General features: G+C 60.0%; 15 protein-coding genes and 2 pseudogenes. 9 read left to right on the top strand and 8 right to left on the bottom strand.

The annotated features are described in order from the left end of the window. Positions 1–13 precede the first annotated feature (13 nt). Together ACKWRH_RS05640 and ACKWRH_RS05635 are read right to left on the bottom strand one after the other, a co-directional pair. Positions 14–1,114: an NAD(P)-dependent alcohol dehydrogenase gene (locus ACKWRH_RS05640; RefSeq protein ID WP_445219655.1), complete on the bottom strand. Its 1,101-nt coding sequence runs from the start codon at positions 1,112–1,114 to the stop codon at positions 14–16. An 84-nt stretch (positions 1,115–1,198) separates the two neighbouring features. After that, entirely contained in the window at positions 1,199–2,674 is a 1,476-nt protein-coding gene (locus ACKWRH_RS05635) for a benzaldehyde dehydrogenase (RefSeq protein WP_445219654.1), read from the bottom strand. Between the two features lie 390 nt (positions 2,675–3,064). On the opposite strand from ACKWRH_RS05635, the gene ACKWRH_RS05630 reads away from it, so the two are divergent. The 3 genes and pseudogenes from ACKWRH_RS05630 (at position 3,065) to hemN (ending at position 7,894) form a co-directional block, all read left to right on the top strand. Further along, a complete protein-coding gene (locus ACKWRH_RS05630) occupies positions 3,065–4,858 on the top strand; it encodes a sigma 54-interacting transcriptional regulator (RefSeq protein WP_445219653.1) in 1,794 nt (597 codons plus the stop codon). A 1,029-nt stretch (positions 4,859–5,887) separates the two neighbouring features. Then, positions 5,888–6,262, top strand: a complete 375-nt coding sequence (locus tag ACKWRH_RS05625; protein WP_445219652.1) for a hypothetical protein — start codon at positions 5,888–5,890, stop codon at positions 6,260–6,262. 300 nt (positions 6,263–6,562) lie between these two features. Then, positions 6,563–7,894 (top strand): annotated as a pseudogene (gene hemN, locus ACKWRH_RS05620) (oxygen-independent coproporphyrinogen III oxidase). A gap of 430 nt (positions 7,895–8,324) precedes the next feature. Here hemN and ACKWRH_RS05615 read toward each other — a convergent pair. Continuing rightward, a complete protein-coding gene (locus tag ACKWRH_RS05615) occupies positions 8,325–8,528 on the bottom strand; it encodes a hypothetical protein (protein WP_445219651.1) in 204 nt (67 codons plus the stop codon). 1,070 nt (positions 8,529–9,598) lie between these two features. On the opposite strand from ACKWRH_RS05615, the gene groES reads away from it, so the two are divergent. Then, a complete protein-coding gene (groES, locus tag ACKWRH_RS05610) occupies positions 9,599–9,913 on the top strand; it encodes a co-chaperone GroES (protein WP_445219650.1) in 315 nt (104 codons plus the stop codon). Positions 9,914–10,004: 91 nt separating this feature from the next. Then, positions 10,005–11,645, top strand: coding sequence for a chaperonin GroEL (groL, locus tag ACKWRH_RS05605; RefSeq protein ID WP_445219649.1), 1,641 nt, complete (start codon positions 10,005–10,007; stop codon positions 11,643–11,645). Positions 11,646–12,371: 726 nt separating this feature from the next. Here groL and rpoN read toward each other — a convergent pair. Further along, positions 12,372–13,988, bottom strand: coding sequence for an RNA polymerase factor sigma-54 (gene rpoN / locus ACKWRH_RS05600; RefSeq protein ID WP_445219648.1), 1,617 nt, complete (start codon positions 13,986–13,988; stop codon positions 12,372–12,374). Between the two features lie 593 nt (positions 13,989–14,581). On the opposite strand from rpoN, the gene ACKWRH_RS05595 reads away from it, so the two are divergent. Continuing rightward, positions 14,582–14,800 carry a cold-shock protein gene (locus ACKWRH_RS05595; RefSeq protein ID WP_445219647.1) on the top strand — a complete coding sequence of 73 codons (219 nt, stop codon included), beginning with the start codon at positions 14,582–14,584 and terminating at the stop codon, positions 14,798–14,800. Positions 14,801–15,415: 615 nt separating this feature from the next. On the opposite strand, the pseudogene ACKWRH_RS05590 reads toward ACKWRH_RS05595, so the two are convergent. Beyond that, positions 15,416–16,979 (bottom strand): annotated as a pseudogene (locus ACKWRH_RS05590) (S10 family peptidase). A 312-nt stretch (positions 16,980–17,291) separates the two neighbouring features. Between ACKWRH_RS05590 and ACKWRH_RS05585 the strand changes: the two are divergent. After that, positions 17,292–18,326, top strand: a complete 1,035-nt coding sequence (locus ACKWRH_RS05585; RefSeq protein ID WP_445216185.1) for an IS110 family transposase — start codon at positions 17,292–17,294, stop codon at positions 18,324–18,326. A 525-nt stretch (positions 18,327–18,851) separates the two neighbouring features. Here ACKWRH_RS05585 and ACKWRH_RS05580 read toward each other — a convergent pair. Both ACKWRH_RS05580 and ACKWRH_RS05575 read right to left on the bottom strand, forming a co-directional pair. Continuing rightward, complete coding sequence (locus tag ACKWRH_RS05580) at positions 18,852–19,886, bottom strand: IS110 family transposase (protein WP_445216184.1); 1,035 nt, start codon at positions 19,884–19,886, stop codon at positions 18,852–18,854. Between the two features lie 152 nt (positions 19,887–20,038). Continuing rightward, on the bottom strand, positions 20,039–21,829 hold the full coding sequence (locus tag ACKWRH_RS05575; RefSeq protein ID WP_445219646.1) for an adenylate/guanylate cyclase domain-containing protein: 1,791 nt from the start codon (positions 21,827–21,829) through the stop codon (positions 20,039–20,041). 247 nt (positions 21,830–22,076) lie between these two features. On the opposite strand from ACKWRH_RS05575, the gene ACKWRH_RS05570 reads away from it, so the two are divergent. Then, entirely contained in the window at positions 22,077–23,111 is a 1,035-nt protein-coding gene (locus ACKWRH_RS05570; protein ID WP_445219645.1) for an IS110 family transposase, read from the top strand. Positions 23,112–23,636: 525 nt separating this feature from the next. Here the strand turns inward: ACKWRH_RS05570 and ACKWRH_RS05565 are convergent. Further along, positions 23,637–24,671 carry an IS110 family transposase gene (locus tag ACKWRH_RS05565; RefSeq protein WP_445216185.1) on the bottom strand — a complete coding sequence of 345 codons (1,035 nt, stop codon included), beginning with the start codon at positions 24,669–24,671 and terminating at the stop codon, positions 23,637–23,639. 389 nt (positions 24,672–25,060) lie between these two features. Between ACKWRH_RS05565 and ACKWRH_RS05560 the strand changes: the two genes are divergently transcribed. Further along, entirely contained in the window at positions 25,061–25,378 is a 318-nt protein-coding gene (locus ACKWRH_RS05560; RefSeq protein WP_445219644.1) for a hypothetical protein, read from the top strand. The last annotated feature ends 718 nt before the right edge of the window (positions 25,379–26,096 follow it).

Below are 26,096 nucleotides of genomic sequence, written 5' to 3'. Positions count from 1 at the left end.
AATGACCTTTCGTTCAGTTCATGCGCACGATCGGTTTGATCACAGTGCCGATCTCGGAATCGTGGATCGCAGTGTTGATCTCATCGAGAGTGTAGAACCTGACGAGCTTGTCGAACGGAAAACGGCCGCTTCGGTAGAGATCGATCAGCATCGGAATGAAGACGGCGGGATCGGAGTCGCCCTCGACGATGCCGATCAGGCGGCGACCGGCGCTCATGAAATGCGTCTCGTTGAGCACGATCTCCGCATCCGGCCCGGACGCGCCGAGAATGCCGCAGGCGCCGCGCGGGCCAAGGCTCTCCACGGCGTTACGGATCACCGCAGGCAGGCCGGTCGTGTCGAGCGCGAAATTCAGGCCCGTGCCTGTGATCCGCATGATCGCCTCGACCGGATTGGTTTGGCGCGGATCGATCGCATGTGTGGCCCCAAGCGATCTGGCGATCTCGAGCCTCGCAGGGTTGATATCGACCGCAATGATGGTGGTGGCACCTACCACGTGCGCTGCCATCAGCGCCGACAATCCGACCGATCCGGATCCGAACACTGCGAAGGATTTTCCGGCGGAAACCTTCAGCGCATTCATCACCGCGCCGGCGCCGGTCTGCACGCCGCAGGCGAGCGGCCCGAGCAGTTCGAGCGGGACGTCGGAGGTGACCTTCACCACATTGACCTCGTGGCAAAGCGCATGGGTTGCGAACGACGACTGGCCAAAGAAATTGCCGTTTATACGAGCGCCGTCCGCCGACAGCGCGCTCGATCCATCCGCGCGCGCGGCGAAGAAGTTGCGCGGGAAGAATTCATGGCAGTAGCTCGCAGCATGATCCTGGCAGCTTGGACACGCGCCACAGGAATTGAAGGTCATCACCACGTGGTCGCCGGGCTTCACCTTGGTGATCTCAGCCCCGACCGCTTCGACGACGCCAGCGCCTTCGTGGCCGAGCACGACCGGCAGCGGCGTCGGCAGCATGCCGTCGCGGACGACGAGATCGGTGTGACAGACGCCCGTGGCCTTGACCTTGACGAGGATCTCGTCGGGGCGCGGGGCTTCGAGGTCGATCGTTTCAAGCTTGAGCGGCGCGCCCGTTTCGCGGGCCACGGCGGCACGAATCTTCATCCCTAATCTCCATAGGTCAGGCGGTTTGAGGCGCAGGGCTTCCGGCAGGCAAGTGCCGGAAGCTGTGCGGTGTTACGAAGCGGTTCAAAACGGATACGGCGTCGCCTGCGGCTTCTCCGAGGTCCACATCCACTGCGTGAACTCTTCCCAGATCGCCGGACCGCTGATCCGGCTGCCATTGCCGGAACGGCCGCGCCCGCCGAACGGCGCGAACGGCCCGCCATTGACCGTTTGGTCGTTGATATGGAGCTGGCCGACTGCAAGGCGACCGCCCACGGCGCGCGCCCGCGCGATTGAACCGGAAATCACGCCGGCGGCGAGGCCATAGTCGGAGCGGTTGGCGAACTCGACCGCTTCATCGTCGCTGGCGAAACTGACGAGGCAGGCGACGGGGCCAAAAATCTCCTCCTCGAACGCGCGCATGCCTGGCTTCACGCCGACCAGCACGGTCGCCTGGTAATATCGCCCGTCGTGGCCACCGCCAGCCAGCAGGTGCGCGCCGTTCGCCACCGCATCGTCGACGATCGCTTGGATCTTCGCCACCTGTGCGTCGCTGATGATGGGGCCAAGCGCAACCTGCCCGGACGACGGATCGCCGGCGGGCAGATGTCGCGCCTTCTCGGCGATCTTAGTCGCCAGCGCATCGGCGATGTCGGCATGCGCCAGCACGAGGCCAGTGGACATGCAGATCTGTCCCTGATGCAGAAATGCACCCCAGGCGGCATTGGAGGCCGCGACGTCGACATCGGCATCGTCGAGCACGATCAGTGAATTCTTGCCGCCTAGTTCGAGTTGCACCTTCTTGAGATGACGACCTGCAACCTCGCCGACCTTGCTGCCGCCTTCCGCCGAGCCTGTGAAGGAGATCATCGCGATGTTGGGATCGGCGCACATCGCCTCACCTGCCGCAGCCCCGCCCGGCACGACCTGCAGCACTCCTTTGGGCAGTCCCGCATCCTCGAAGATGCGCGCGACGATAATCCCGCCTGATACCGCCGTGCGGGGATCGGGCTTGTGGACGACGGCGTTACCCACTGCGAGCGCCGCGGCGATGGCGCGGATGGAGAGCACCAGCGGGAAATTGAACGGCGAGATCACGCCGACCACGCCATGGGGCACGCGTTTGGCTGTGTTGGATCGCCCGTGCTCCATCGACGGCAGCATGATGCCGTTCGGCTCGATCGCGATCGCCGCCGCATGCCGCACGAAGCCTGCACCGTGCTCGATCTCGATCGCAGCCTTGGGCTGGATCGAACCGCTCTCGCGCATGATCCAGCCGATCAGCTCTTCGGCGTTCTGCTCGAGCAGATCGGCCGCCTTGTTGAGGATTGCTGCACGCTCCTGCGGGAGCCTCAACGCCCATGCGGGCTGGGCCTGGCGCGCCTCGCGCGCGGCTTTCGCGATGTCCTTCGGATCGGCGATGCCGACCGAACCGAGCACCGCGCGCGTCGCCGGGTCACTGATGTCCATGACGCCGCCGTCGGTGACGCTCCATTCGCCCAAGAACGCCTTGCCGCGCCAGCGGTCGACGGCAATGAAATCGCGCGCCTGCATATTCATCGATAGATTCTCCCCTCCGCTTCGCGCGGAACAATTGACGGTGCGGCCGTTGCGACCGCGGCTTGCCGGGGAGAAAGAGGGCAAAGCCGTTGCCCTCGCGCGCGGCGGGCTGATGGCGCGCCGCACTTCTGGTTCGAGACCGTAAACCGGTCCTCTTGCCTCGCTTCCTCCCGCGAACGGCTCAGCAATTAGCAAGGTTGGTGCCAGCCAATCCGGGCAACTCCGGCCGAACGATGAATTCGTTAAATTACCTAATCTGAGCAGTTACTTAGTTCTCGTATCGCCGTACACAGCGCGGGACCCCCGCAAAGGCCTTCCATCGCCCCGAATTCATGAAATAATGAAACTCCCATCGATCTATTTGTGATTTCATGAATACGAAGGCGCTTCATGAGGAAGGATGAAACCCGGATTTCACTGGCGGAGGCATCCCGCCGGGCCGCGCGGATTCTCACCCGCGGTGCCAGCAGCGAACTCGAGACCGGCGCCGCGCCGACCTTCAACGATCTCGCCGAGTCGCTGCATTTCGCGCTCGGTGATGGCCGCATCTGGCTCAACGACCAGCGCATGGTGCTGATGCAGTCGCAGGTGCTCGGGCGCTTGCGCACCGAGATCATCGACGCCTTCGGGGTCGAGACCGCGAAGGCGCTATTCATGCGCGTGGGTTACATGCAGGGCATGCGCGATGCCGAGTTGATCCAGAAGCGCTTTCCGAACGAGGACCTCACTCACGCGCTCGCGGCCGGGCCGCGCGTGCATACACTGGAGGGCTTCGTCAAGGTGACGACGCGACATTTCGAATTTGACAGCGACAAATGCACGTATTTTGGCGAATTCCTGTGGGAGGACTCCTCGGAAGCCGCCGAGCACCTTGCGAGCTATGGCCTCGCCAGCGAACCGGTCTGCTGGCTTCAGGTCGGCTATCCCTCCGGCTACACCACCAAGCTGTGCGGCTGGCCCGTCATCTTCCGCGAGGTTGAATGCGCCGCCATGGGTGCGCCACGCTGCGTTGTGGTCGGCCAACACGCCGATGCATGGGGCGACGACGCGCCGGAGCGCAACTATTTCGGGTTGGAATGGAAGAGCCGCTCGGTGCAAGCGATCGGCAAGGTCCCGGTCGCGGCAGACCAAAGCCCGGCCGCCGCGGGCGATGACAGTACGGTCGCGGTCGGCGTCTCGGCCGCGTTCGTCCGCACCCGCCGCCAGCTCGAACGCGTCGCGGCGACCGATGCCACCGTGCTCTTCGTCGGCGAATCCGGCGTCGGCAAGGAGCTGTTCTCCAGCAAGTTGCACGCCATGAGCCGGCGCAGTAGCGGTCCGTTCGTAGCGATCAACTGCGCGGCTATCCCGGAGCAACTTGTCGAGTCCGAATTATTCGGCGTAGAGAAAGGCGCCTACACCGGCGCCATCTCCTCGCGCGCCGGCTACTTCGAACGCGCCTCGGGGGGCACGTTGTTTCTCGACGAGATCGCGTCACTGACCTATTCGGCCCAGGGCAAGATGCTACGGGCGCTGCAGGAGCGAAAGATCGAACGGGTCGGCGGCGCGAAGACCATCTCGCTCGACGTCCGTGTGGTGGCGGCATCGAACGTTGATCTGACCGCCGAGGTCGCGGCCGGCCGCTTCCGGCAGGATCTGTATTTCCGGCTCTGCGTGTTTCCGATTGCGATCCCGCCACTGCGGGAGCGGCGCGACGATATCCCGCTCTTGATGGCGCATTTCCTCGGCATCTATTGCGCGCGCCACGCCCGGCAGCTGATGGGCTTCAGTCGCCGCGCCACCGACGCGCTGCTCAAATACGATTATCCCGGCAACATCCGCGAACTGCAGAACCTGATCGAGCGCGGCGTCGTCTATGCCGCCGACGGCAGCATCATAGATATCGGTCATCTGTTCAGTGGCTCGGAGCTGCTACCGCCATTCTCAATCCAGCTCACAAGTGAGGGACGACTGGGACGCACGCCGTTAGTTGGAGTGGATCCAGCTTCAGTGCAAGACAAAAACACTGCCTCGGTCAATGGAGGCGCATCGTTGACGGACGGGTCGTTTGCAGAAATGGAAGTCGCCGCCTATCGCGCGGCGCTGGTCCAAGCAGACGGCAACGTATCGGCCGCCGCGCGCCTTTTGAAGATCAGCAGACCGAAACTCGACTATAGACTGCGCCGTCTTGGCCTAAGGTCATAGCGACCTATCGTTCTACTCGCATTGGTGGAAGCGCTTTTTGGTTGGCATCGGATTGTGGCGCTTCTCTTTTGCGAACCGAAAGTTCCGATCGCAAAACCTTACTGTTGGACGATGATGTCCAGGGTATTTCAAAAGAGAACGGCACATTAGCCTTGCAACCCTTCCTTCTCAGCCAACGTCGGTGATACCTGCCGTGACGCCGCGGCGGCGACCATTGCCAAGCTCTCAATTTGTCGGGATTTCGGCCCGCAGAGGCGCCGCCCCCGGGCGCAAAAGGCGAGCGGTGGGCATTCGCTATCTCAACGTCTCGCTGGAAAAAAGAGGTACGCCGTTGCCAACGTGTTTGGGGCGTGATCGACACGAGGTCAACAACCGGCATTGCGAAGCCTTTCGGGCGGCAACATAGTTGCGCAGTTTGACCTGGTCAACGCATGGGTCGGTCATGCCATCGGCGACCTCCTCTGCAACGATCAAGCTCGCGCTCGCATCCAAAGACGACGGGTATGGTGCTTAACACGCGCGTCTGCTGGTGCACTCGATTGTCGGACTTACGACGAGGCACCGCTGAGCTTGGCACACGAGATCTGCTCCAAACCCACCCATTTCCCAATCCAGCTGGCTGGCATGGTTGTTGCCAACTTCTTGAATGTCAAACTAACAGGACAAAGAAGATGTCGCGATTATTCGCGGTCACGCTGCTTACGCTCGCGCTTCTCAACCCAGTATTTGGCGAGCACGCCAACGCGAAAACTCCGGTGCCGCGCGATCTCGGAGGCCCGACAATCGCCGACTTTGCCGGAAAGTGTGTCCAATGAGACTCCGAACACGGGTATTATCACACACATTTTTATCGATCAGCAGTTCGACGTAGCCCTGGTTCATGCATGGAGCAAATGTCGTCCGACCGACTGCCATTGGGGCATCTCGCTGACGCAGAGTGCCGAGGCAGACAACGGAAGCCTAGACGTTGAATGGAGGTATAGGTCCTCAGCAAGAAGGGCAAATTTGACGCTCCGCGGGAGTGATCGATTGCAAGTCAAGACGAAGGTTCACTTCAGCAACGACTCCGGTAGATCGGATTATGATGTCGTTGACTACCTCATCCGGACACCTGAGGAGGCCTCGGGCAGCACCGACGGGTACTCGCCATCCAGCGGCCAGCCCGTGCCACGCATCTCTGCTGCAGAGGTCGAGAAGGCACATCAATCGCGCGAATTTATTGAACTATGCATCAACGATTGTCACGGCTCCGCCAAATGGCGCTGTCGCATCTCCGACGCATATCAAGATTGCGTCGAGTCTGTGGACTGCATGACTCGAATTGCAGTCTCTCAAACCGTTGACTGGGTGCTCGATTTTCGCTTGTGTCATGGCTGGTATGACGCTTGGGAGCGGGGCACGTAAATTGGCCTCTGCGCATAGATTGTTCGCTCGGCCCAAATCCGGCTGCTGCCCATCAGCAATAGCCTGGAAGACCCAGAGCTCTGATGATTCCGATGATTCCATCGTTCTTTTCAATTGGGGCCGTAAGCGGCGTAAGGCGGCCACACGCTCACGGCCGGGACGACGATAGAGAGCCACTCTCATATCATGCGGATGAAGCTGTCTAGATCGCTCCATCGGAAGAGCCGGTAAGGCCGCATTGATTCATGCTCCGTCGATCCAGAGCAGGGCGATGCTGATATAAGCAGGGGATAACAACCGTTGCAGACCTCAATCTTGAACAAGTATTTTGATGCCCGCCTGCCTTGGTACACCATCTATCCAACTGTACCCCAGTTCTCTGCCGCGGTCGGTCCCGAAGCTTGTGAGCAATGGCTGAGGCGAATGTCAGCCGAGGAGCCAGTCTCGCTCTATCTCCACGTTCCGTTCTGCCGCTCGATTTGCTGGTATTGTGGCTTTCCAACGAAGATGACTCAGCGGGATGCGCCCATTCTCAACTATTTGGCGGTGCTGCGTGAGGAGATCCGTTTGGTCACGGAGCAAGTGCCGCAAGGGTTGCTCGTGAGCGACATACATTTTGGCGGCGGATCGCCGACCCTCATCAAGCCAACGGAGTTTTTGGACTTGATGAAACTCTTGCGGCGGCGCTTCGCATTCAGGAAATCGACTAGCGTTGCCGTCGAGATCGGCCCGCGCACATTCACCGCGGAGATGGCCGAGGCTTTAAGAGCAGCCGGCGTGAACCGCGCGAGCCTCGGCGTGCAGAGCTTCGATCCCGTCGTTCAAAGAGAGATAAACCGGGCCCAGACTCTTGCGCAAACGGCGGCGGCCGTTGAAAAATTGCACCAGCATGGAATACGCCGCATCAACTTCGATCTCATTTACGGCCTTCCAAAGCAGACAGTGCAGTCATGCATACGCACCGCGACAATCGCGGCAGCGATACGCCCCGACCGGCTCGCGGTTTTCGGCTACGCGCACATTCCGTCATTTAAGAAAAATCAGCGCCTTATCAACGAGAAAGCGCTGCCAGATACGCTGCCCGCGCCGAACAGGCGGCGGCCGTGGCCGATACGCTGGCCGCCGCCGGCTACCGCACAGTCGGACTCGACCATTTTGCTTTGCCCAGGACGAGCTCGCCCTGGCGCAGCAGGCCGGTCGCCTGCGGCGTAATTCCTTGGGCTACTCGGCAGACACCTGTAGAACCTTGATTGGCTTCGGCACGTCGGCCATTGGCCGTCTGGGCGATGGTTACGTCCAAAACGAAGTTGCAACGGGTTCCTACAGCCGGCACATCAGAGCTGGCCGACTCGCGACATCAAGGGCTGCCGTCTCACCCACGAAGACCGCGTTCGAGGAGCAATCATCGAGCGGCTGATGAGCGATCTGGAAGCCGACGTGCCGGCAATCTGTGCCGCCCACGGATTTGATCCGTTTCCTTTTCTTGATTCAGCGGAACGCTTGGCGAGGCTCGCCGAAGATGGAATCGTGAACATCGAGAATGGATTTATCCGCGTGAGAGAGGAGCACCGTCTTCTGATTCGGGCTGTCGCCGCCGCACTCGACGCTTATCCATACCGCTCACCCTGTTAGCACATCCAAGCGAGCTAAGCATAGCGACGACAACAACGCACGCAGCACGGAGTGCCGCGAAGAATCCATTCGATGGAACAAGGCATGGAAAGCGCAATTGGCAAACGCGAGGTCCTATCGCCAGTGCGCTTGGCGAAAAGCTACAAAGAGGACCCCGGGCTGCTAAGGCGGTGACTCTGTGACCTACGCCGAACGGATATGAAAGGCCGTTTGAAGCCAAAGTAGCGGCAGGAACCACTCTACAAGCCAGATGATTGGCCAAAATTGTGAAACGCGGTAGCCGGCTATCCGCACATAATGGGATAAGTCGGATTTGCGTCGGCGCCATCCGGCAGGCGCCGGGGTTGGCGATATCTATCCCCGAGAGCCAGCTCCGATGGTGGCCCTTGGATACCCGTTTGATGACAGCCGGTCGATTTGAGCGGTTGCATCAGTTCAATCGCTCAAAGATGACGTTGATGTCGGCCATTGCAGCAAGCCGGTATGATCTACTTTCCATTAGATTGACGATCCGAGCCTTGTTACCATTTAGGAAAGGTTCACTTGGCTCGCACTGAATGACAGAAGGTCTGATCCGCTCGTAGTCGATGGCTTTAATGAGATCGTGATCCAGTCCTTCGCAATCGATCGACAAGAAATCGATTTGTCGGCATAAGGGATCACCAGCTAGTTGATGCCGATAGCGTTCACTTCGATACGGTCTCGTATACCTCCTAAACCTTCGAATTCGCCGAAACTAATGTGCTTGGTTCACAGAGGAAAGGTCATGGGCGTTTCCGATGAAGAGTGTGGCAAACGGCTGTGGAGTGGGCAAGACAACGGACGGAATGAGAACGTCTCTGGGGCGCGCCGTTCGGATCAGTGTCCCCAATTCGGGATTGGGTTCAACCAGAACACCTCGCGCGCCTCTTTGGGACATAAGAATATGTACTCGAGGTAGAGACGGGTTGATTGGCGCTGATCTCGACATAGAAAACACTATCCTAGGATCTTTGACTCTTACAGAGTCTCGCAGACAAGATTCCTTCCAGAATGACGTCTTCCGGCTTGTGCATAGCTGGCCGGAGCAAAGTGCTTGATTCGAGAATGCGGAAGATCGAGCCTATCGACCTCTTGGATTATGGACTGGTTTTCAAACTCGGAAAAACATAGGCTTGCTCTCCAATGTAATCTGCGATCGTGGGAAAGGCCGCTAACACCAGCTTGTAGGCGGCACCTCTTTGCTTCATTTCAGCAATCGGCATGCCACGCCTGGAGTATGGCTTCGCTTGCTCGGGAAAGTGAAATACGCATGTATGCCAGCATACCCGCTGCAATGAGCCGCGACAATTTTGTCGGGTTCGCAACATTGGCGTCATCAACCGAGCATGCATAGCAAGCCAAGACGGGAGCATCAGATGATGCCGCCTCTCCTTCCAGAATAAGGGCGCCTAATAGTGCTATCAGTCTGGCCGTCAATTTCGCAGAAAAGTTATTGTAGTTGACAGTGAGACGTGACGCCAAACATCTCTCTCAAGAGCATTCAATCCACTTGAGCAAGATTGCAGCATCTGTGTTGCCGACTAATCTGAATGCTGATTTTTGGCTGAAAGCCCTTGCTCCCCTAAGAACCCGTCCTATTTCAGCTGCGCCTGCACTACCACTCGCAGGCCTCGACTGCTAACAACATTGAAATTCTCATCGTGCAAATGCAAGGAGGACTGTATGCAATTTCGTCCGCTTCACGACCGCGTCGTGGTCAAGCGCATCGAGGCAGAGCAGAAGACCGCTGGCGGCATCATCATTCCCGACACTGCCAAGGAAAAGCCCTCGCAGGGCGAAGTCATCGCCGTCGGCCCCGGTGGCCGCGACGAGAGCGGCAAGCTGATCCCCATTGACGTCCAGGTCGGTGATCGCGTGCTGTTCGGCAAGTGGTCGGGCAACGAGGTCAAGATCGACGGCCAAGAGCTATTAATCATGAAGGAAAGCGACATCATGGGTGTTCTCACCGACCTGTCGGCCAAGAAGAAGGCCGCTTAATTCAACCGCTCGTACCGCTCGCTCCTGAGGAGCGCCTGCCGGGCGCCTCGCCAAGAGTGAGATGAGACCAAGACAACTCAGGGGACCAAATATGTCAGCCAAAGAAGTGAAATTCGGCGTTGACGCCCGCGACCGCATGCTGCGCGGCGTCGACATCCTCGCCAACGCCGTGAACGTCACGCTCGGCCCGAAGGGCCGTAACGTCGTCCTCGACAAGTCGTTCGGCGCGCCTCGCATCACCAAGGACGGCGTTACCGTCGCCAAGGAGATCGAGCTCGACGACAAGTTTGAGAACATGGGCGCCCAGATGGTGCGCGAAGTCGCCTCCAAGTCCGCTGATGCGGCCGGCGACGGCACCACCACCGCCACCGTGCTCGCGGCTGCGATCGTCCGTGAAGGCGCGAAGGCGGTTGCCGCCGGCATGAACCCGATGGACCTTAAGCGCGGTATCGACCTCGCGGTCGAAGCCGTGGTTGCGGACCTCCAGAAGAACTCCAAGAAGGTCACTTCGAACGACGAGATCGCCCAGGTCGGCACCATCTCGGCCAACGGCGACGCGGAGATCGGCAAGTTCCTCTCCGACGCCATGAAGAAGGTCGGCAACGAGGGTGTCATCACCGTCGAGGAAGCCAAGTCGCTCGAGACCGAGCTCGACGTCGTCGAGGGCATGCAGTTCGACCGCGGCTACATCTCGCCCTACTTCGTCACCAACGCCGACAAGATGCGCGTTGAAATGGACGACGCCTACATCCTCATCAACGAGAAGAAGCTCTCCTCGCTGAACGAGCTGCTGCCGCTGCTCGAGGCCGTGGTGCAGACCGGCAAGCCGCTGGTCATCGTCGCCGAGGACGTCGAAGGCGAAGCGCTTGCGACCCTGGTCGTGAACCGCCTCCGTGGCGGTCTGAAGGTCGCGGCCGTCAAGGCGCCGGGCTTCGGCGATCGCCGCAAGGCCATGCTGCAGGACATCGCGATCCTGACCGGCGGCCAGGCGATCTCGGAAGATCTCGGCATCAAGCTCGAGAACGTCACGCTCAACATGCTCGGTCGCGCCAAGAAGGTGATGATCGACAAGGAGAACACCACGATCGTCAACGGCGCCGGCAAGAAGGCCGACATCGAGGCGCGCGTGGCCCAGATCAAGGCGCAGATCGAGGAGACCACCTCGGACTACGACCGTGAGAAGCTGCAGGAGCGTCTCGCCAAGCTCGCAGGCGGCGTCGCGGTGATCCGCGTCGGCGGCGCGACCGAGGTTGAGGTGAAGGAGCGCAAGGATCGCGTTGATGACGCCATGCATGCGACCCGCGCGGCGGTTGAGGAAGGCATCCTGCCGGGCGGCGGCGTCGCCCTGCTCCGTGCCTCTGAGCAGCTCAAGACCCTTCGCACCAAGAACGACGACCAGAAGACCGGCGTCGAGATCGTGCGCAAGGCGCTGTCCTGGCCCGCTCGCCAGATCGCGATCAACGCCGGTGAAGACGGCTCTGTGATCGTCGGCAAGATCCTCGAGAAGGATCAGTACGCCTACGGCTTCGACTCGCAGACCGGCGACTACGGCAACCTCGTCATAAAGGGCATCATCGACCCGACTAAGGTCGTACGCGCCGCGATCCAGAACGCCTCCTCCGTGGCGGCGCTCTTGATCACGACCGAGGCCATGGTCGCCGAGCTGCCGAGAAAGGCCGCCGCCAGCCCCGCCATGCCGCCGGGCGGCGGCATGGGCGGCATGGATTTCTAAGTCCACTCGCTCCAACGACTACGAAACTCCGGCAGCGATGCCGGGGTTTTCGTTTTCAGCTCGCTTTTCCGCTCGTATCCGGGGCGCGAAACGCGATTCTGAAATGACAGTTTTGAGAAATCCCTCATCTCAACTTCCGCAAAATCGTTCCATGCGCGGGTCGCCGTCTTGGGTCATTGACCAGAAGATGCGGCTGATGCGGTCGATTGTCCATGCGAATCGTCGCCGATTAAGATCATCACGCAAATGTCCGGCAAGTTGTTTCCGTTTCTTTCCGAGCACGAAGGCCTGGCCGGCAAGCACGGTAAAGAGGAGCGGGTTCTCGTAATAGCGTCGTTACAGCCATAGGTTCCGCAGCTGACGCCGTTCGGCAGCGTATGGTGCCAGCGCTTCACTCCTGCGTCGGGATCGAGGCCGCAGGCGCCGAGGGAAATCCTTCAACCGCTCGTGCCCGACCGGGCCGTCGTTGATGACGAGCTCGCCCGTTCCGATGCTGGCGCCGGACGTCGTTGTCGCCTTCGCCAAAAGTCGATCGCGCGCCAACGCAAGATGTTTGCGGAAGGTACGTCGCGCCTTGAAGTCTGTGCGACGAACGATCGATCGCGGCGGACTCTTGTGCTTGCCGAGCTCGCTGTCAGAGACTCTTTACAAAATGCCAATCCTAGCGTTCAAATCCGGTGAGCTCAGGCGGCTCGCCTGTTGATGCCCAGCTTTGAGCCAGCGCAATCAGGCCGGCTCGGTGCTGCGGGAGCGATCGGGCATTGCGGTGGAGAGGACGTTACCAAGAGCGCTCTGCTTGTCACGGCGGCGTTGTACCGACGAGGGAATGCGCATGGCTTCGCGGTACTTCGCGACCGTGCGGCGGGCAATATCAATTCCCGAGGCGCGTAACCGTTCCACGATGGTGTCGTCCGACAGGATCGCCGACGGCGCTTCCGAATCGATCAGCTGCTTGATGTGGTGGCGCACGGCCTCGGCGGAATGCGCCTCGCCGCCGTCGGCGGAGGCGATCGAGGCGGTGAAGAAATATTTCAATTCGAATGTGCCGCGATTTGTCGCCATGTACTTGTTGGCGGTGACGCGCGACACAGTCGATTCATGCATCTGGATGGCGTCGGCAACGGCCTTCAGATTCAGCGGCCGCAGGTGCGCCACGCCATGGGTGAAGAAGCCGTCCTGCTGGCGCACGATTTCCGTCGCAACTTTCAGGATGGTGCGGGCGCGCTGATCAAGCGCGCGCACCAGCCAGGTCGCGTTCTGGAGCGCGTCGGTGAAATAGGACTTGTCGCCGTCCTTGCCGATCTTCTTCGACAGCTCGGAATAATAGGTCTGGTTGACCAGCACGCGCGGCAAGGTGTCGCTGTTGAGCTCGACATGCCAGCCGCCATCCGGGCCCGGGCGGACATAGACGTCGGGCACCATGGTCTGGAGCCGCGCCGAGCCGAACTTCATGCCGGGCTTGGGATTGAGCCGGCGGATCTCGCCGATCATGTCGGCGATGTCCTCGTCGTCGACGCCGCAGAGCTTGCGCAGCGAAGCGATGTCGCGCTTCGCCAGCAGATCGAGGTGCTCGACGAGGGCCTGCATCGCAGGATCGTAGCGGTCGAGCTCGCGGAGCTGGATCGCCAGGCATTCGCTCAAATTGCGCGCGCAGACGCCGGGCGGATCGAATTTTTGCAGCACGGCAAGGACGGCCTCGACATCGGCTTGCGATGCGCCAAGGCGCTCGGCGGCCTGGCCGAGATCCGGCGGCAGATAGCCGGCCTCGTCGACGAGGTCGATCAGGTACTGGCCGATCATGCGCTGCGCCGGGCCGGTGAAGGCGACCGAGAGCTGCTCGGCGAGATGGTCGCCGAGCGTGATCTCCGCGGCGACGAAGGCTTCGAGATTGTAGTCCTCGTCACCGGAGGCACCGCCGCCCCATTCGGTATAGGTGGTCGGCGCCGCATCCTGGGCGTTGCGCGCGGCGGCCTCGGCCGGTTCCTCGGAGAAGACATTGTCCAGGCCCGTATCCAGGGTCTGCTCGATCTCGGCGCGGGTGCCGAGATCAGGATTCGGCCATGCCTCTAGGCCAAGCTCAAACGCTTCGACGGCCCCGCCTAGGGAGTCATGGTCTGGGCTTGCGCGTTCTCCGCGGTCGCTGAACAGGCTGGTTTCGTCCGAAACATCACTGGTTGAGAGCTCATTATGGCCAGCGGGTTCGAGTAGCGGATTGCGCTCGAGTTCCTCCTCCACGAACGTCGCGACATCAAGATTGGACAATTGCAGCAGCTTGATCGCCTGCATCAACTGCGGCGTCATCACCAATGACTGCCGAAACTCAAATCTCTGCGTCAGACTCATAACGCAATCCTTTCTAAACCGGTGCAATTCTTGCCTACCACAGAACAATGCTTTCGGCCATGTCCAAAGCGCGAGGCAACGGTGATCCCGCCATTGGTCCGAAGTCAGCCAAAGCTAGGAAGCGTCGGACAGTGTTGGCGTCGATTGTCGGCTTTCAGACCAATGTTCGCCAACTTGGCGATACAGCCCGCTACGAAACGCCCGCAGAACCTCCGATACTCGATTCGGCAGGGCCGTTGCTGGGCTCGGGGCAGCATCGCCCATTTTCCAGATGCGGTGATGTTAGGGGCGGGCTCGGCGCCGCGTCGCCGCTAGCGTCTGGTCCGCCCCGCTGGTGCTGTGAGGCGACATGAATCAGGACCTTCGACCGGCGACCAGATTCGCTCACGCTCGCCGCCGCGATATACTACGCGGGCACGAACAGAAGGACCTAAGCCGCGGGAGACGAGACCGCAGGTCCACGAGATCCTTGCTCCTGGCTAATCTGGAAAGTGTACACGCAGCTCCGAAGCCGCCGCGCAGGCCTACCTCAGGACTCGATGTCGTCGCCTAAACGTCAATGCATAATTCTCCAATCTCGATAAGCTAAAGCAATGATGCAGACTGGAACGGTAGTGTCGTACGGCGTCGAAAAAGGTTGGAGCTTCGTAAGGTCTGATGGCTGCAACGGCAAGGATTTGTTCGCGCATATGTCCGAACTACGCAACTGCAGGGGGACTGATCTGGTGCCGGGCACGCACGTGACTTTCGATCGTCGCTTCAACAAACGGCGCTTAAAGTACAGAGCCGCCGAGGTCAGGCTAATCGATTGAAGTACAACGTATCCTGAAGCATTCAAGATCGTTCTCACAGTGAAATGGCCCGCCCTTTTTGGGACCACGTGCTTAGTTGGAAGGGCTGCTCCGTTTGCTTGACGGAGCGCATGATGACGGCGAGGACGAGACACAAGGTCGACGCGGCACCGAAGGCAAAGATCGCGCTGGAAGCGGTACAGGAGCAGGCGACGGTGACCGATCGGGCCCGGTGCTACGAGGTTCACCCGAACCAGATCCATGCCTCATGCTCACAGCAACGGCGAGCAGACAGAGACTCTGTCAGCGTGATAGAAAGGGATCAGGAGCGGTCAGTTTCCAACGAACCGGTTCAGGCAGTCCCGCTCCGCGGGTCCATTTCAACTGCCTGAAATGTCAACGTTCTGCTGCCTCCCGGCTTCCGGGCCGAATGCCTCAACGCCCACTGGTTCTGGGGTTCTTTCATGCGAGCAGCGGATGGATTTGCTCGACCAGCTCGTCGGCCACTTTCATCGCGGCCGCCGCTGGCTTGCTCATTCTGCCCCGCGCTTCTCGATTTAAGAAGAGTCGAGCTACTATAACACGTAGGACGCAGACTCGTGACTTAGTTCGCCGCCGACTTAATGAACACCCGCCCTACTTCATCATTACTTCGACCTCTGCGCGAAAGGCCTGGCGCGAGGTGTCGCGTGAATAGAACATGTGGCCGCCTGGATAGACCACGAGTTTGACCCGCCGCGCCGACGCAAAAGGCGGCAACTGATCGAGCGCCAATTTGGAGCCGAAAATAGGGCGTGACAATATCGAACAGGCCGTGCCCGACCAGCACGTTCATCTTCGCGTCCGTCGCAAGGATCTGGCGCAGCTCCGACAGCGATTCCGCGGAGCTGCCGTTGCCGAAATCCCAGACCTGCGCGACCGCGCCATTGAGCAGTTCATAGGAACCGTCCGGCCGCCAGTTGAGCTTGCGCGTCAGGACATCGACGGCGGCACTCGTCAAGGGCGCCGCCAGCGGATCGCCCGAGGGATCGCCGAAGTGGTGGCTATCGGAGTCCGGATAGGGATCGAGGCCGCGCACCGAGGCGTCGTAACCGCTGGTCACCTTGCCGCTCTTGCGATCGAATTCGCGGCGAAATTCGTTGCCGTCAAAGCGCCCGGCAAGCCGTCGGCTTACGGTCTGGTCGATGCCGGTCAATGCCGCGACGTTGTCGGCGAGACGGTTGGTGGCGTCCTTGTCTGCCTCGCCGTTGACAAGGTCGGCCAAGAATTCGCCACGCGCGTAAGCTTCGACATCGGCGAGATCCGCACGTTTGACCGTTCCCCTGCCCTCGGCTTTGGCTTCGCGCGCCACCGCGACATGGGTTGGCAGCCTCGCAACATGTTGCAGAAGGCTTGTGCCTGTAGACTCGCGGTAGTCGAACAGCGGCGAGACCAAGATCAAGCCTTTCACGCCTACGCCTGCTCCATCTGCAGATTGCGCACGACCTTCGGTCCGCGAATGCCGCCATAGCTTTCCCCCGCGACATATTTCGGCGAGGACAGCCGCTCGTGTTTCTCGAGCCAGCGGCGGATCACGAGCGCGATCGAACTGGCGGCGCCATCGACCGAATAGAATCGCTTGCGTACATCCTCGCCCGTCGCCAAGAAACGGCTATAACCGCTGCCGACAGGATCGATGAATACGAGGTCGGTAAAATCGAGCCAGGTCTCGGCGTTGGGCGTAACCTCAAGCGAGGCCGACGCCGTGACGGTCTCCGCATCGATGGATAGCCGCCATGGTCCGGCACAGCCGAACTGCAGCCAAGCAGACGATGATCCGGGGCCGCCATTGAAGAGGAACGTCACCGGACGCGTGGCGCGATCTGTGCCGTCAAGCTGATAGGAGGTGTAGGCGATGTCGGCCTGCGGCTCGCCCTTGTCATCGAACACGCGGATCGAGCCCGCAGTCGCGATAAAACGAAACGCCCGCCCGGGCAGCTCCAGCGTCTACTTGGCGGTGGGATCCGGCGGCAGGCGATGCTGCTCGGCGGTCGATGGGGACTTAGTCGCACTGCCGCTGCGCGCGTCGGGCCCGGCGTGCTGGCTGGCCGGCGTCGGGGCGCGGCGGCGGATCGTCGGCCCGGGCGCTCCCTATCCCGGCGCAGGCAAATAGGCCCAGCGCAAGAGGGGCGTGGCGCAGCGCAGCCAAATCGAACAGCATGGAGTTTCTCCCTGCCCGGCCGCACTTTCTGTCAGCGGCCGATTGCGACGGTTTAAGGTGCGGGACAGGCTAGGGCTGCACCTATCACTATAGTTGCAGTTTACATGAACTTCTTCTTTATATTGCATGAGGCGTGTCTGCCAAACGGCTCCTCACTTAACTGAGAGCCGGGAACAACGAACCTACTAAGACTAGATGCGGTAATGGGCCCGGCTCCGAGCAAGGGGTCATGATGGTGGCTGTCCCCCGATAGATGATGAAACGGGGTCACGATTTGAGTCGGCCCCAAGCATCTGGAGACGGAGGACAGCCGTGGACAATTATGCCGGAATCGACGTGTCATTGGAACTGTCGAGCGTGTGTGTTGTGGACGCCCAGGGTAAGATCCTGAGGGAAGCAAAGGTCGCAAGCGAGCCCGGCGCCTTAGTTGAGCTTTTTGAGGCGCTCGGCTTTGCAGTGAAGCGGATCGGGCTGGAGGCTGGGCCGCTGTCGCAATGGCTGCATGCGGGCCTGAGAGGTGCAGGATTCGAAACAGTTCTGCTGGAAACGCGGCACGTGAAGGCCGCGTTGTCTGCAATGACGGTTAAGACGGATCGGAAGGATGCCCGCGGGATCGCCCAGTTGATCCGGATGGGGTGGTATCGATCGGTACACGTAAAGTCGGTTGACGCGCAAGAGATCCGGGCACTCCTGATCGCACGCAAACAGCTTCTCGGGCGGCTCATCGATGTAGAACTAAGTATCCGAGGGATTTTGCGCGGCTTCGGTCTGAAGGTTGGTCCGGTGACGCGAAGGAATTTCGAAGCGCGGATTCGAGAGCTGGTTGCGGGCCAGGCGACATTGGAGCGCATTGCCGATGCGATGCTTTCGGCGCGATCGACCCTGAAGGCAGAATACGGAAGGCTACACAAGGCTGTGCTGGCAGCTGTGCGTGACGATGCGGTCTGTCGCCGGCTGATGACAGTGCCAGGCGTTGGTCCCCTAGTGGCTATTACCTACAAATCGGCGATTGATGATCCTAAGCGCATTGCAAAGTCAAAGGCAGCAGGCGCGCTGTTCGGGCTCACACCAAAGAAATATCAATCGGGAGAAAAGGACGTCACGGGCGGAATCACGCTGGCCGGCGATGAGACGGTGCGGACGGTCTTGTATGAAGCCGCCAACGTTCTGCTATCGCGTATCACACGGTTCTCGAAACTCAAGCGCTGGGGGATGGACGTCGCCAAACGGCGAGGCTCGAAGCGCGCAAAAGTCGCCCTGGCACGTAAGCTCGCAGTGATCTTGCATCGGATCTGGGTCGACGGCACAACTTACCGATGGGCTGAAGCGGGGCCGATAGCGGCATAGAACAGGCGGAGGAAATTAAGAACGCAACCGGGCTGAACTGAAGCCCAATGCCCGAAGTCCCGTCGCCGGGACGGTGGATCCGGTGAAGCCGTTACACGCCCAGTGGCCGTCGTCTGACGAACCACGCGTATCTAGATAGGCTCACCGCTCCCTCTGACAGCATGATGTGGCGGCCAGGCGTCGACCACGGACAGAAGCATGAGCTCGGCGGCGTGACGTTCACTCGGGAGGCTTGACATCATCGGGCCCATTACAGAAGGGCGTGTACTCATCTGTGGACGCCCCGCCAGATGCAAGCGGTTTTTGAGGAAGATTGGCACGTAGTCGGATGCTGCCATCTGTCCGGCCTCTGATGCAGCGATGGAGCTGCGGGCCTGTATGGGAGTTCGCGGACCGGAACCAAATCATAAATGCGTGCTCTAGGCACGATGAGTACATCTGGTTCTTCCGGCCCCGTCTCGCCGACTGTTGCACCATACCCTCCTTCGACCGACTACACCTCTGACGACCTCAGGCCCACCAAGATCACGCCTTGGCTGCGACCGGAGCCCTGTAATTTTCCTGCTTTACAAGTAGCGCCCAGACGATCCGCGCCATCTTGTTGGCGAGCGCGATGGTCACCAGCATGCGCGGTTTGCGAGCCAGCATCTGTTCGAGCCACGAACCCCTTGGCGCGCCGCGTTTGCTTGCCTGTTGCACGACCGCGCTGCTGCCGATGATGAGGAGGCGCCTGAGCGTGCGTTCGCCCATCTTGGATGTCGCACCGAGCTTCTGCTTGCCGCCTGTCGATCTTTGAAGAGGCGTGAGACCCAACCAAGCGGCGAAGTCACGGCCTTTGGCAAAGGTCTCGGCCGGCGGTGCTAGAGCGGCGATCGCGGTGGCGGAGATTGGGCCAATGCCGGGAACGGTCATTAGCCGGCGCGATACTTCGTCCTCGCGAGCACGTCGCGCGATTTCCTGGTCGAGGTCCGCGACCTTGCCATTGAGGTCGGTCAGCAGGTCCAACATCAATCGGAACATGGCGTGGGCCGCTTTGGGGAGCGAGCTGGCCATCTCTTCTTCCTCGATCAGGTCGGTAAGCATCGTCACGTGCGACGGCCCCTTAGGTGCGACCCATCCATATTCAGTGAGGTGTCCCCGGATCGCGTTGATGAGCTGCGTTCGCTGCCGCACTAACAGGTCACGGGTCCGAAACACCAGACCCGCCGCCTGTTGCTGTTCGCTCTTCACGGCCACGAACCGCATGCTCGGCCGCTGCGCTGCTTCGCAGATCGCCTCGGCATCGATCGCGTCATTCTTTTGACGCTTCACAAACGGCTTTACGTAGGCGGGAGGGATCAGCCGAACTTCATGGCCAAGCTGGGCGAGCTGCCGGGCCCAGTGATGGGCTCCGCCACATGCCTCCAGAGCTACCGTGCAACTCGCCTGGGCTGCAAAGAAATCCAGCAGCTTTCCTCGGCTGATCCGTTTGCTGAATATAGCGCGTCCTTCCCCGTCCGCGCCATGAACGTGGAAAACATGCTTGGCGATATCTAGACCGATTATGCTAACCTCTGCCACGGACGCCTCCCTTAAGTGGTGCCAACACCTCCACTTTGGCACATCGATGCCGTCGGCGGGGCGTCCACCCCATCATAAACGTCGGCTTACCAACGCAAAGCGGAAGTCTGCCAGCTTGAGCGTGGTCGGCGGCTTGTGACCCATCTCCGACATCACCCCTCCGGCACCCCGGCCAAGTGAAACCCTTTTACTGCGCGCTTGGCACCTGCGAGAAACGCCGGATTGTCGCTTACTGAGAAACTCTTGAAGCGTTTGATAGTGAACGTCGGATTCAGCGCAAGCCCCACATTCACGGCAGCCCGCGCCTCTTTCTGCTTCCCGAGAAGCGCGAGCGCAGCAGCCAGCCCAAAATACGAGGTGGGATGATTACGGTTGGCTTCGATGCTACGGCGGAACCAGCCGAGTGCCTCGGCGTCCTCGCTAACCTGCAACTTGGCGAAGCCGACCATCATCGACCACTGGAAGCTGAGGATATCGCGAGGAGAGAGACGAAATGCTTCAATGACATGAGTCTCGGTCTCTGCTCCGCGCCCCATAAAATACTTGGCCCAGCCGATTAGCGCGTGCGCTTCAGCTAGATTTCGATCCAGTGCCAACGCTCGTTCGCACTCCGCAGCGCCCTGCGCGGCTCGGAAACTACACATGAGCACACCGCCCAAGGCTAAGTGGGCAAAGGCATGATTCGGCGCGAGGGACAGGACCCTTCCCAGCGCGGCCTCGGCCATCACAAGATTCGCGGTTCGTTCGTCGGTAAAGAAGCTACTCCCAACCACAAGATCGACGACCGCAATGCCGACCATCGCCTCGATATTTCCGGGATCGAGGAATAGCGCCTGTTCAAAGAAAACGCGCGCTTGTGCCATATGTTCAGGCGTCCAGCCCTTATTCCACGAAGCTTTACCTTGGAAGCACAGGTCCATTGAACCGCGATGCAGAGATCGTTCTGACCGCTGGGCTTCGAGCTCCGTCAGCTGAGCATTTAGCGCATTGGCGAGATGGGATACGATCTCGTCCTGCATGTCGAAAAGATCGGTAATCGGTTTGTCAAAACGATCGGCCCAAAGATGCGCCCCGGTTTCTGCATCCACGAGCTGCACGTTCAACCGAAGCCGCTTGCCGCTTCGCTGTACCGAGCCTTCAAGCGCATAGCGAACGTTCAACTCACGACCGATCTGCCTGAGATCGATCACCTTACCCTTGTAGGTGAATGCAGTGTGTCGGCCGATAATAAATGAGCCACTGATACGTGACAAATCCGTAGTCAGGCTCTCGATCACACCATCGACGAAGTAGTCTTGCTCGGGATCGCCGCTAAGGTTGGCGAAGGGCAACACAACGATGGAAAGATGAGGCGGCGAAGGCAGGTCAGGCTTGATGCCCCCAGGCTGTGTCGCCGGATTAACTGCATCCGGGACCGAGGCATAGGCTCGGACCGGGCGAGCGATGTTTTTGAGGTTCTGCTCGCCTAGATCGGTGAACTCAACGCCGACCTTGCCTCGGACGCGATCGTAGGCAGACGCCGAGATACAGATGCCGCCGGGTTGTGCGATGCACTCAAGCCGCGCCGCAATGTTAACGTCATCTCCAAAGATGTCATGGGGCTCGACGATTACATCGCCGATGTTGACGCCCACGCGCAAAGCAATGCGCCTGTCCTCCATCTCAGCGTTTGTAAGTTCCTTGATGCGGTTCTGGAACTGAACAGCAGCTCGAACCGCTTCGACAGCGCTCGGAAACTCAGCCAAGAACCCATCCCCGGTGTTCTTCACGATGCGGCCGCCGTGCTCGGCGATCGCGGGGTGGACAGCCTCCGTTGTGAGCGCTGTCAGTTTGGTGTGCGTAGCCTCTTCGTCATTGTGCATCAACCGCGAGTAGCCAGCTACATCGGCGGCCAATATCGCCGACAACCTCCGCTCAACCCGAACTGGCGGCTCCCTCACCATGGCCCGCAATCCAACCTAGACGCGATTTATACAACGGTTCACATGGGATGCCCATACGGGCCGATGTCGTATATTGGCCTTTAGGGGACTAGCTAGGGCGAACTGGCGATTTCCGTTCTTGAAGGCTAAACGGACACGGGCCCTACCTCTGCGCGGGCTGATCGGATTTATGATGGGGTGGACGCCCCGCCCGACGGCATCGATGTGCCAAAGTGGAGGTGTTGAGCACCACTTAAGGGAGGCGTCCGTGTCAGAGGTTATCATAATCGGTCTGGATATCGCCAAGCATGTTTTCCACGCTCATGGAGCAGACGGGAAAGGGCGAGCTATATTCAGCAAACGGATCAGCCGAGGAAAGCTGCTGGATTTCTTTGCAGCCCAGGCGAGTTGCACGGTAGCTCTGGAGGCATGTGGCGGAGCCCATCACTGGGCCCGGCAGCTCGCCCAGCTTGGCCATGAAGTTCGGCTGATCCCTCCCGCCTACGTAAAGCCGTTTGTGAAGCGTCAAAAGAATGACGCGATCGATGCCGAGGCGATCTGCGAAGCAGCGCAGCGGCCGAGCATGCGGTTCGTGGCCGTGAAGAGCGAACAGCAACAGGCGGCGGGTCTGGTGTTTCGGACCCGTGACCTGTTAGTGCGGCAGCGAACGCAGCTCATCAACGCGATCCGGGGACACCTCACTGAATATGGATGGGTCGCACCTAAGGGGCCGTCGCACGTGACGATGCTTACCGACCTGATCGAGGAAGAAGAGATGGCCAGCTCGCTCCCCAAAGCGGCCCACGCCATGTTCCGATTGATGTTGGACCTGCTGACCGACCTCAATGGCAAGGTCGCGGACCTCGACCAGGAAATCGCGCGACGTGCTCGCGAGGACGAAGTATCGCGCCGGCTAATGACCGTTCCCGGCATTGGCCCAATCTCCGCCACCGCGATCGCCGCTCTAGCACCGCCGGCCGAGACCTTTGCCAAAGGCCGTGACTTCGCCGCTTGGTTGGGTCTCACGCCTCTTCAAAGATCGACAGGCGGCAAGCAGAAGCTCGGTGCGACATCCAAGATGGGCGAACGCACGCTCAGGCGCCTCCTCATCATCGGCAGCAGCGCGGTCGTGCAACAGGCAAGCAAACGCGGCGCGCCAAGGGGTTCGTGGCTCGAACAGATGCTGGCTCGCAAACCGCGCATGCTGGTGACCATCGCGCTCGCCAACAAGATGGCGCGGATCGTCTGGGCGCTACTTGTAAAGCAGGAAAATTACAGGGCTCCGGTCGCAGCCAAGGCGTGATCTTGGTGGGCCTGAGGTCGTCAGAGGTGTAGTCGGTCGAAGGAGGGTATGGTGCAACAGTCGGCGAGACGGGGCCGGAAGAACCAGATGTACTCATCGTGCCTAGAGCACGCATTTATGATTTGGTTCCGGTCCGCGAACTCCCATACAGGCCCGCAGCTCCATCGCTGCATCAGAGGCCGGACAGATGGCAGCATCCGACTACGTGCCAATCTTCCTCAAAAACCGCTTGCATCTGGCGGGGCGTCCACAGATGAGTACACGCCCTTCTGTAATGGGCCCGATGATGTCAAGCCTCCCGAGTGAACGTCACGCCGCCGAGCTCATGCTTCTGTCCGTGGTCGACGCCTGGCCGCCACATCATGCTGTCAGAGGGAGCGGTGAGCCTATCTAGATACGCGTGGTTCGTCAGACGACGGCCACTGGGCGTGTAACGGCTTCACCGGATCCACCGTCCCGGCGACGGGACTTCGGGCATTGGGCTTCAGTTCAGCCCGGTTGCGTTCTTAATTTCCTCCGCCTGTTCTATGCCGCTATCGGCCCCGCTTCAGCCCATCGGTAAGTTGTGCCGTCGACCCAGATCCGATGCAAGATCACTGCGAGCTTACGTGCCAGGGCGACTTTTGCGCGCTTCGAGCCTCGCCGTTTGGCGACGTCCATCCCCCAGCGCTTGAGTTTCGAGAACCGTGTGATACGCGATAGCAGAACGTTGGCGGCTTCATACAAGACCGTCCGCACCGTCTCATCGCCGGCCAGCGTGATTCCGCCCGTGACGTCCTTTTCTCCCGATTGATATTTCTTTGGTGTGAGCCCGAACAGCGCGCCTGCTGCCTTTGACTTTGCAATGCGCTTAGGATCATCAATCGCCGATTTGTAGGTAATAGCCACTAGGGGACCAACGCCTGGCACTGTCATCAGCCGGCGACAGACCGCATCGTCACGCACAGCTGCCAGCACAGCCTTGTGTAGCCTTCCGTATTCTGCCTTCAGGGTCGATCGCGCCGAAAGCATCGCATCGGCAATGCGCTCCAATGTCGCCTGGCCCGCAACCAGCTCTCGAATCCGCGCTTCGAAATTCCTTCGCGTCACCGGACCAACCTTCAGACCGAAGCCGCGCAAAATCCCTCGGATACTTAGTTCTACATCGATGAGCCGCCCGAGAAGCTGTTTGCGTGCGATCAGGAGTGCCCGGATCTCTTGCGCGTCAACCGACTTTACGTGTACCGATCGATACCACCCCATCCGGATCAACTGGGCGATCCCGCGGGCATCCTTCCGATCCGTCTTAACCGTCATTGCAGACAACGCGGCCTTCACGTGCCGCGTTTCCAGCAGAACTGTTTCGAATCCTGCACCTCTCAGGCCCGCATGCAGCCATTGCGACAGCGGCCCAGCCTCCAGCCCGATCCGCTTCACTGCAAAGCCGAGCGCCTCAAAAAGCTCAACTAAGGCGCCGGGCTCGCTTGCGACCTTTGCTTCCCTCAGGATCTTACCCTGGGCGTCCACAACACACACGCTCGACAGTTCCAATGACACGTCGATTCCGGCATAATTGTCCACGGCTGTCCTCCGTCTCCAGATGCTTGGGGCCGACTCAAATCGTGACCCCGTTTCATCATCTATCGGGGGACAGCCACCATCATGACCCCTTGCTCGGAGCCGGGCCCATTACCGCATCTAGTAGTCGGCTCTATCCCTGAGAGAGCACGGGCCGCCTGCGTAAAGGCACAGAGCCTACCCAAGCACGCCGGCGCCGGGCAAACGCCAGCAGCGTCATATATCGCTCCTGACCGCCCAATGGAGGATGACCGCGCCGGCACCCAATCCGGGCCCGGCAGGCGAAATCAAGCCATCGTCTCAAAAATAATCGAGCGGAAATCGGCGTAAGCCCCTCATTCGCGCATCGCCGGATGCTGTATGGAAACTTCAAATTGGTGGGATACGAGCTCATGCCGGCCATGACAGATCCAACCGATGCGCTTGTATCATTCCAGCAGGCGTTTCTTGCAGGCGCGCGGGAATTCCAGCGCGCAAAGCTTGATCCGCAGCTCTTCATTCATCTCGACCATTCCAATGGTCACGCGATCTACTTACGTGCGCTTCCAGGGCAGGGTTGTCACGGCGCATTTGATGGCGGTCGATCCATTGAGGGAATTCCTTGCTTCCAGATTGGTGTCGCCGTTCCGGAAGAATATGGGCGCCGAGGGTTGGCCACGGACGTGGTCCCAGCCGATCAACCGTGGTGCTGGGGGCGAGTTGTTTGGTGAGCGCGATGATCATTGCGAGCAATTTCACATGCTTCGGCTTCGAACGCAGCGGATGGTAACTGGTCTGAGCAGCAATCTCGATTTCTGGTGGTCAGTGTGCGCCGCTTGGAAATCAATGTGTTGGTCGTTGCTGAAAGCGTACGGGCATTCTGGCGGCTAACTTCGTGCTCTACGGTTCCTCGATCCGACGATAGATTTGTATAATGTGAGCTGCCGTAAGCAGGTAGTCTTGCGTCCTAGCCTCGGCTATGTCTGCAAGCCGACGATCGGAAGGGAGCGTAAGCCGAGAGCTAATATTGAATTGAGGGTACGTCCCTCGGATTCGCGGGTGCATTTCAGCGGCAACTGCTACATCGAACGATGCAACGTACCTGCCGCCCCAAATTTCGACAATCTCCTTCAGAGGGTACGCTCGCCTCAGCTTTCTCTTGGTTGTTATTTGCGCATCAAGCCATTGATAGGCGATCCTGACGCTGTCGTCATGTTCGTGCAGAACGCTTGCGTATGGATACTTGACGCGCTTTTTGGCGTCCGCAATTTCTGCGGCGGTCAGCATCGTTGAAAGCTCCTCCCGACACGCTGCGCGACGATCGCTAAACATCTTGGCAAGATTAGCCGCCACAATTGTCCGGAGTACTATCAAGTCTGGTAGTTGAGCCTGGTTGAGGCCCACCCAAGGATTTCGCCCCGCCTGGGATGACCAGGCAAGACTCATAGG

The organism is Bradyrhizobium sp. Pa8 (assembly GCF_052588265.1).
The sequence above is the reverse complement of the archived record's forward strand: the minus strand, read 5'-3'. Positions and strand labels throughout refer to the sequence as shown.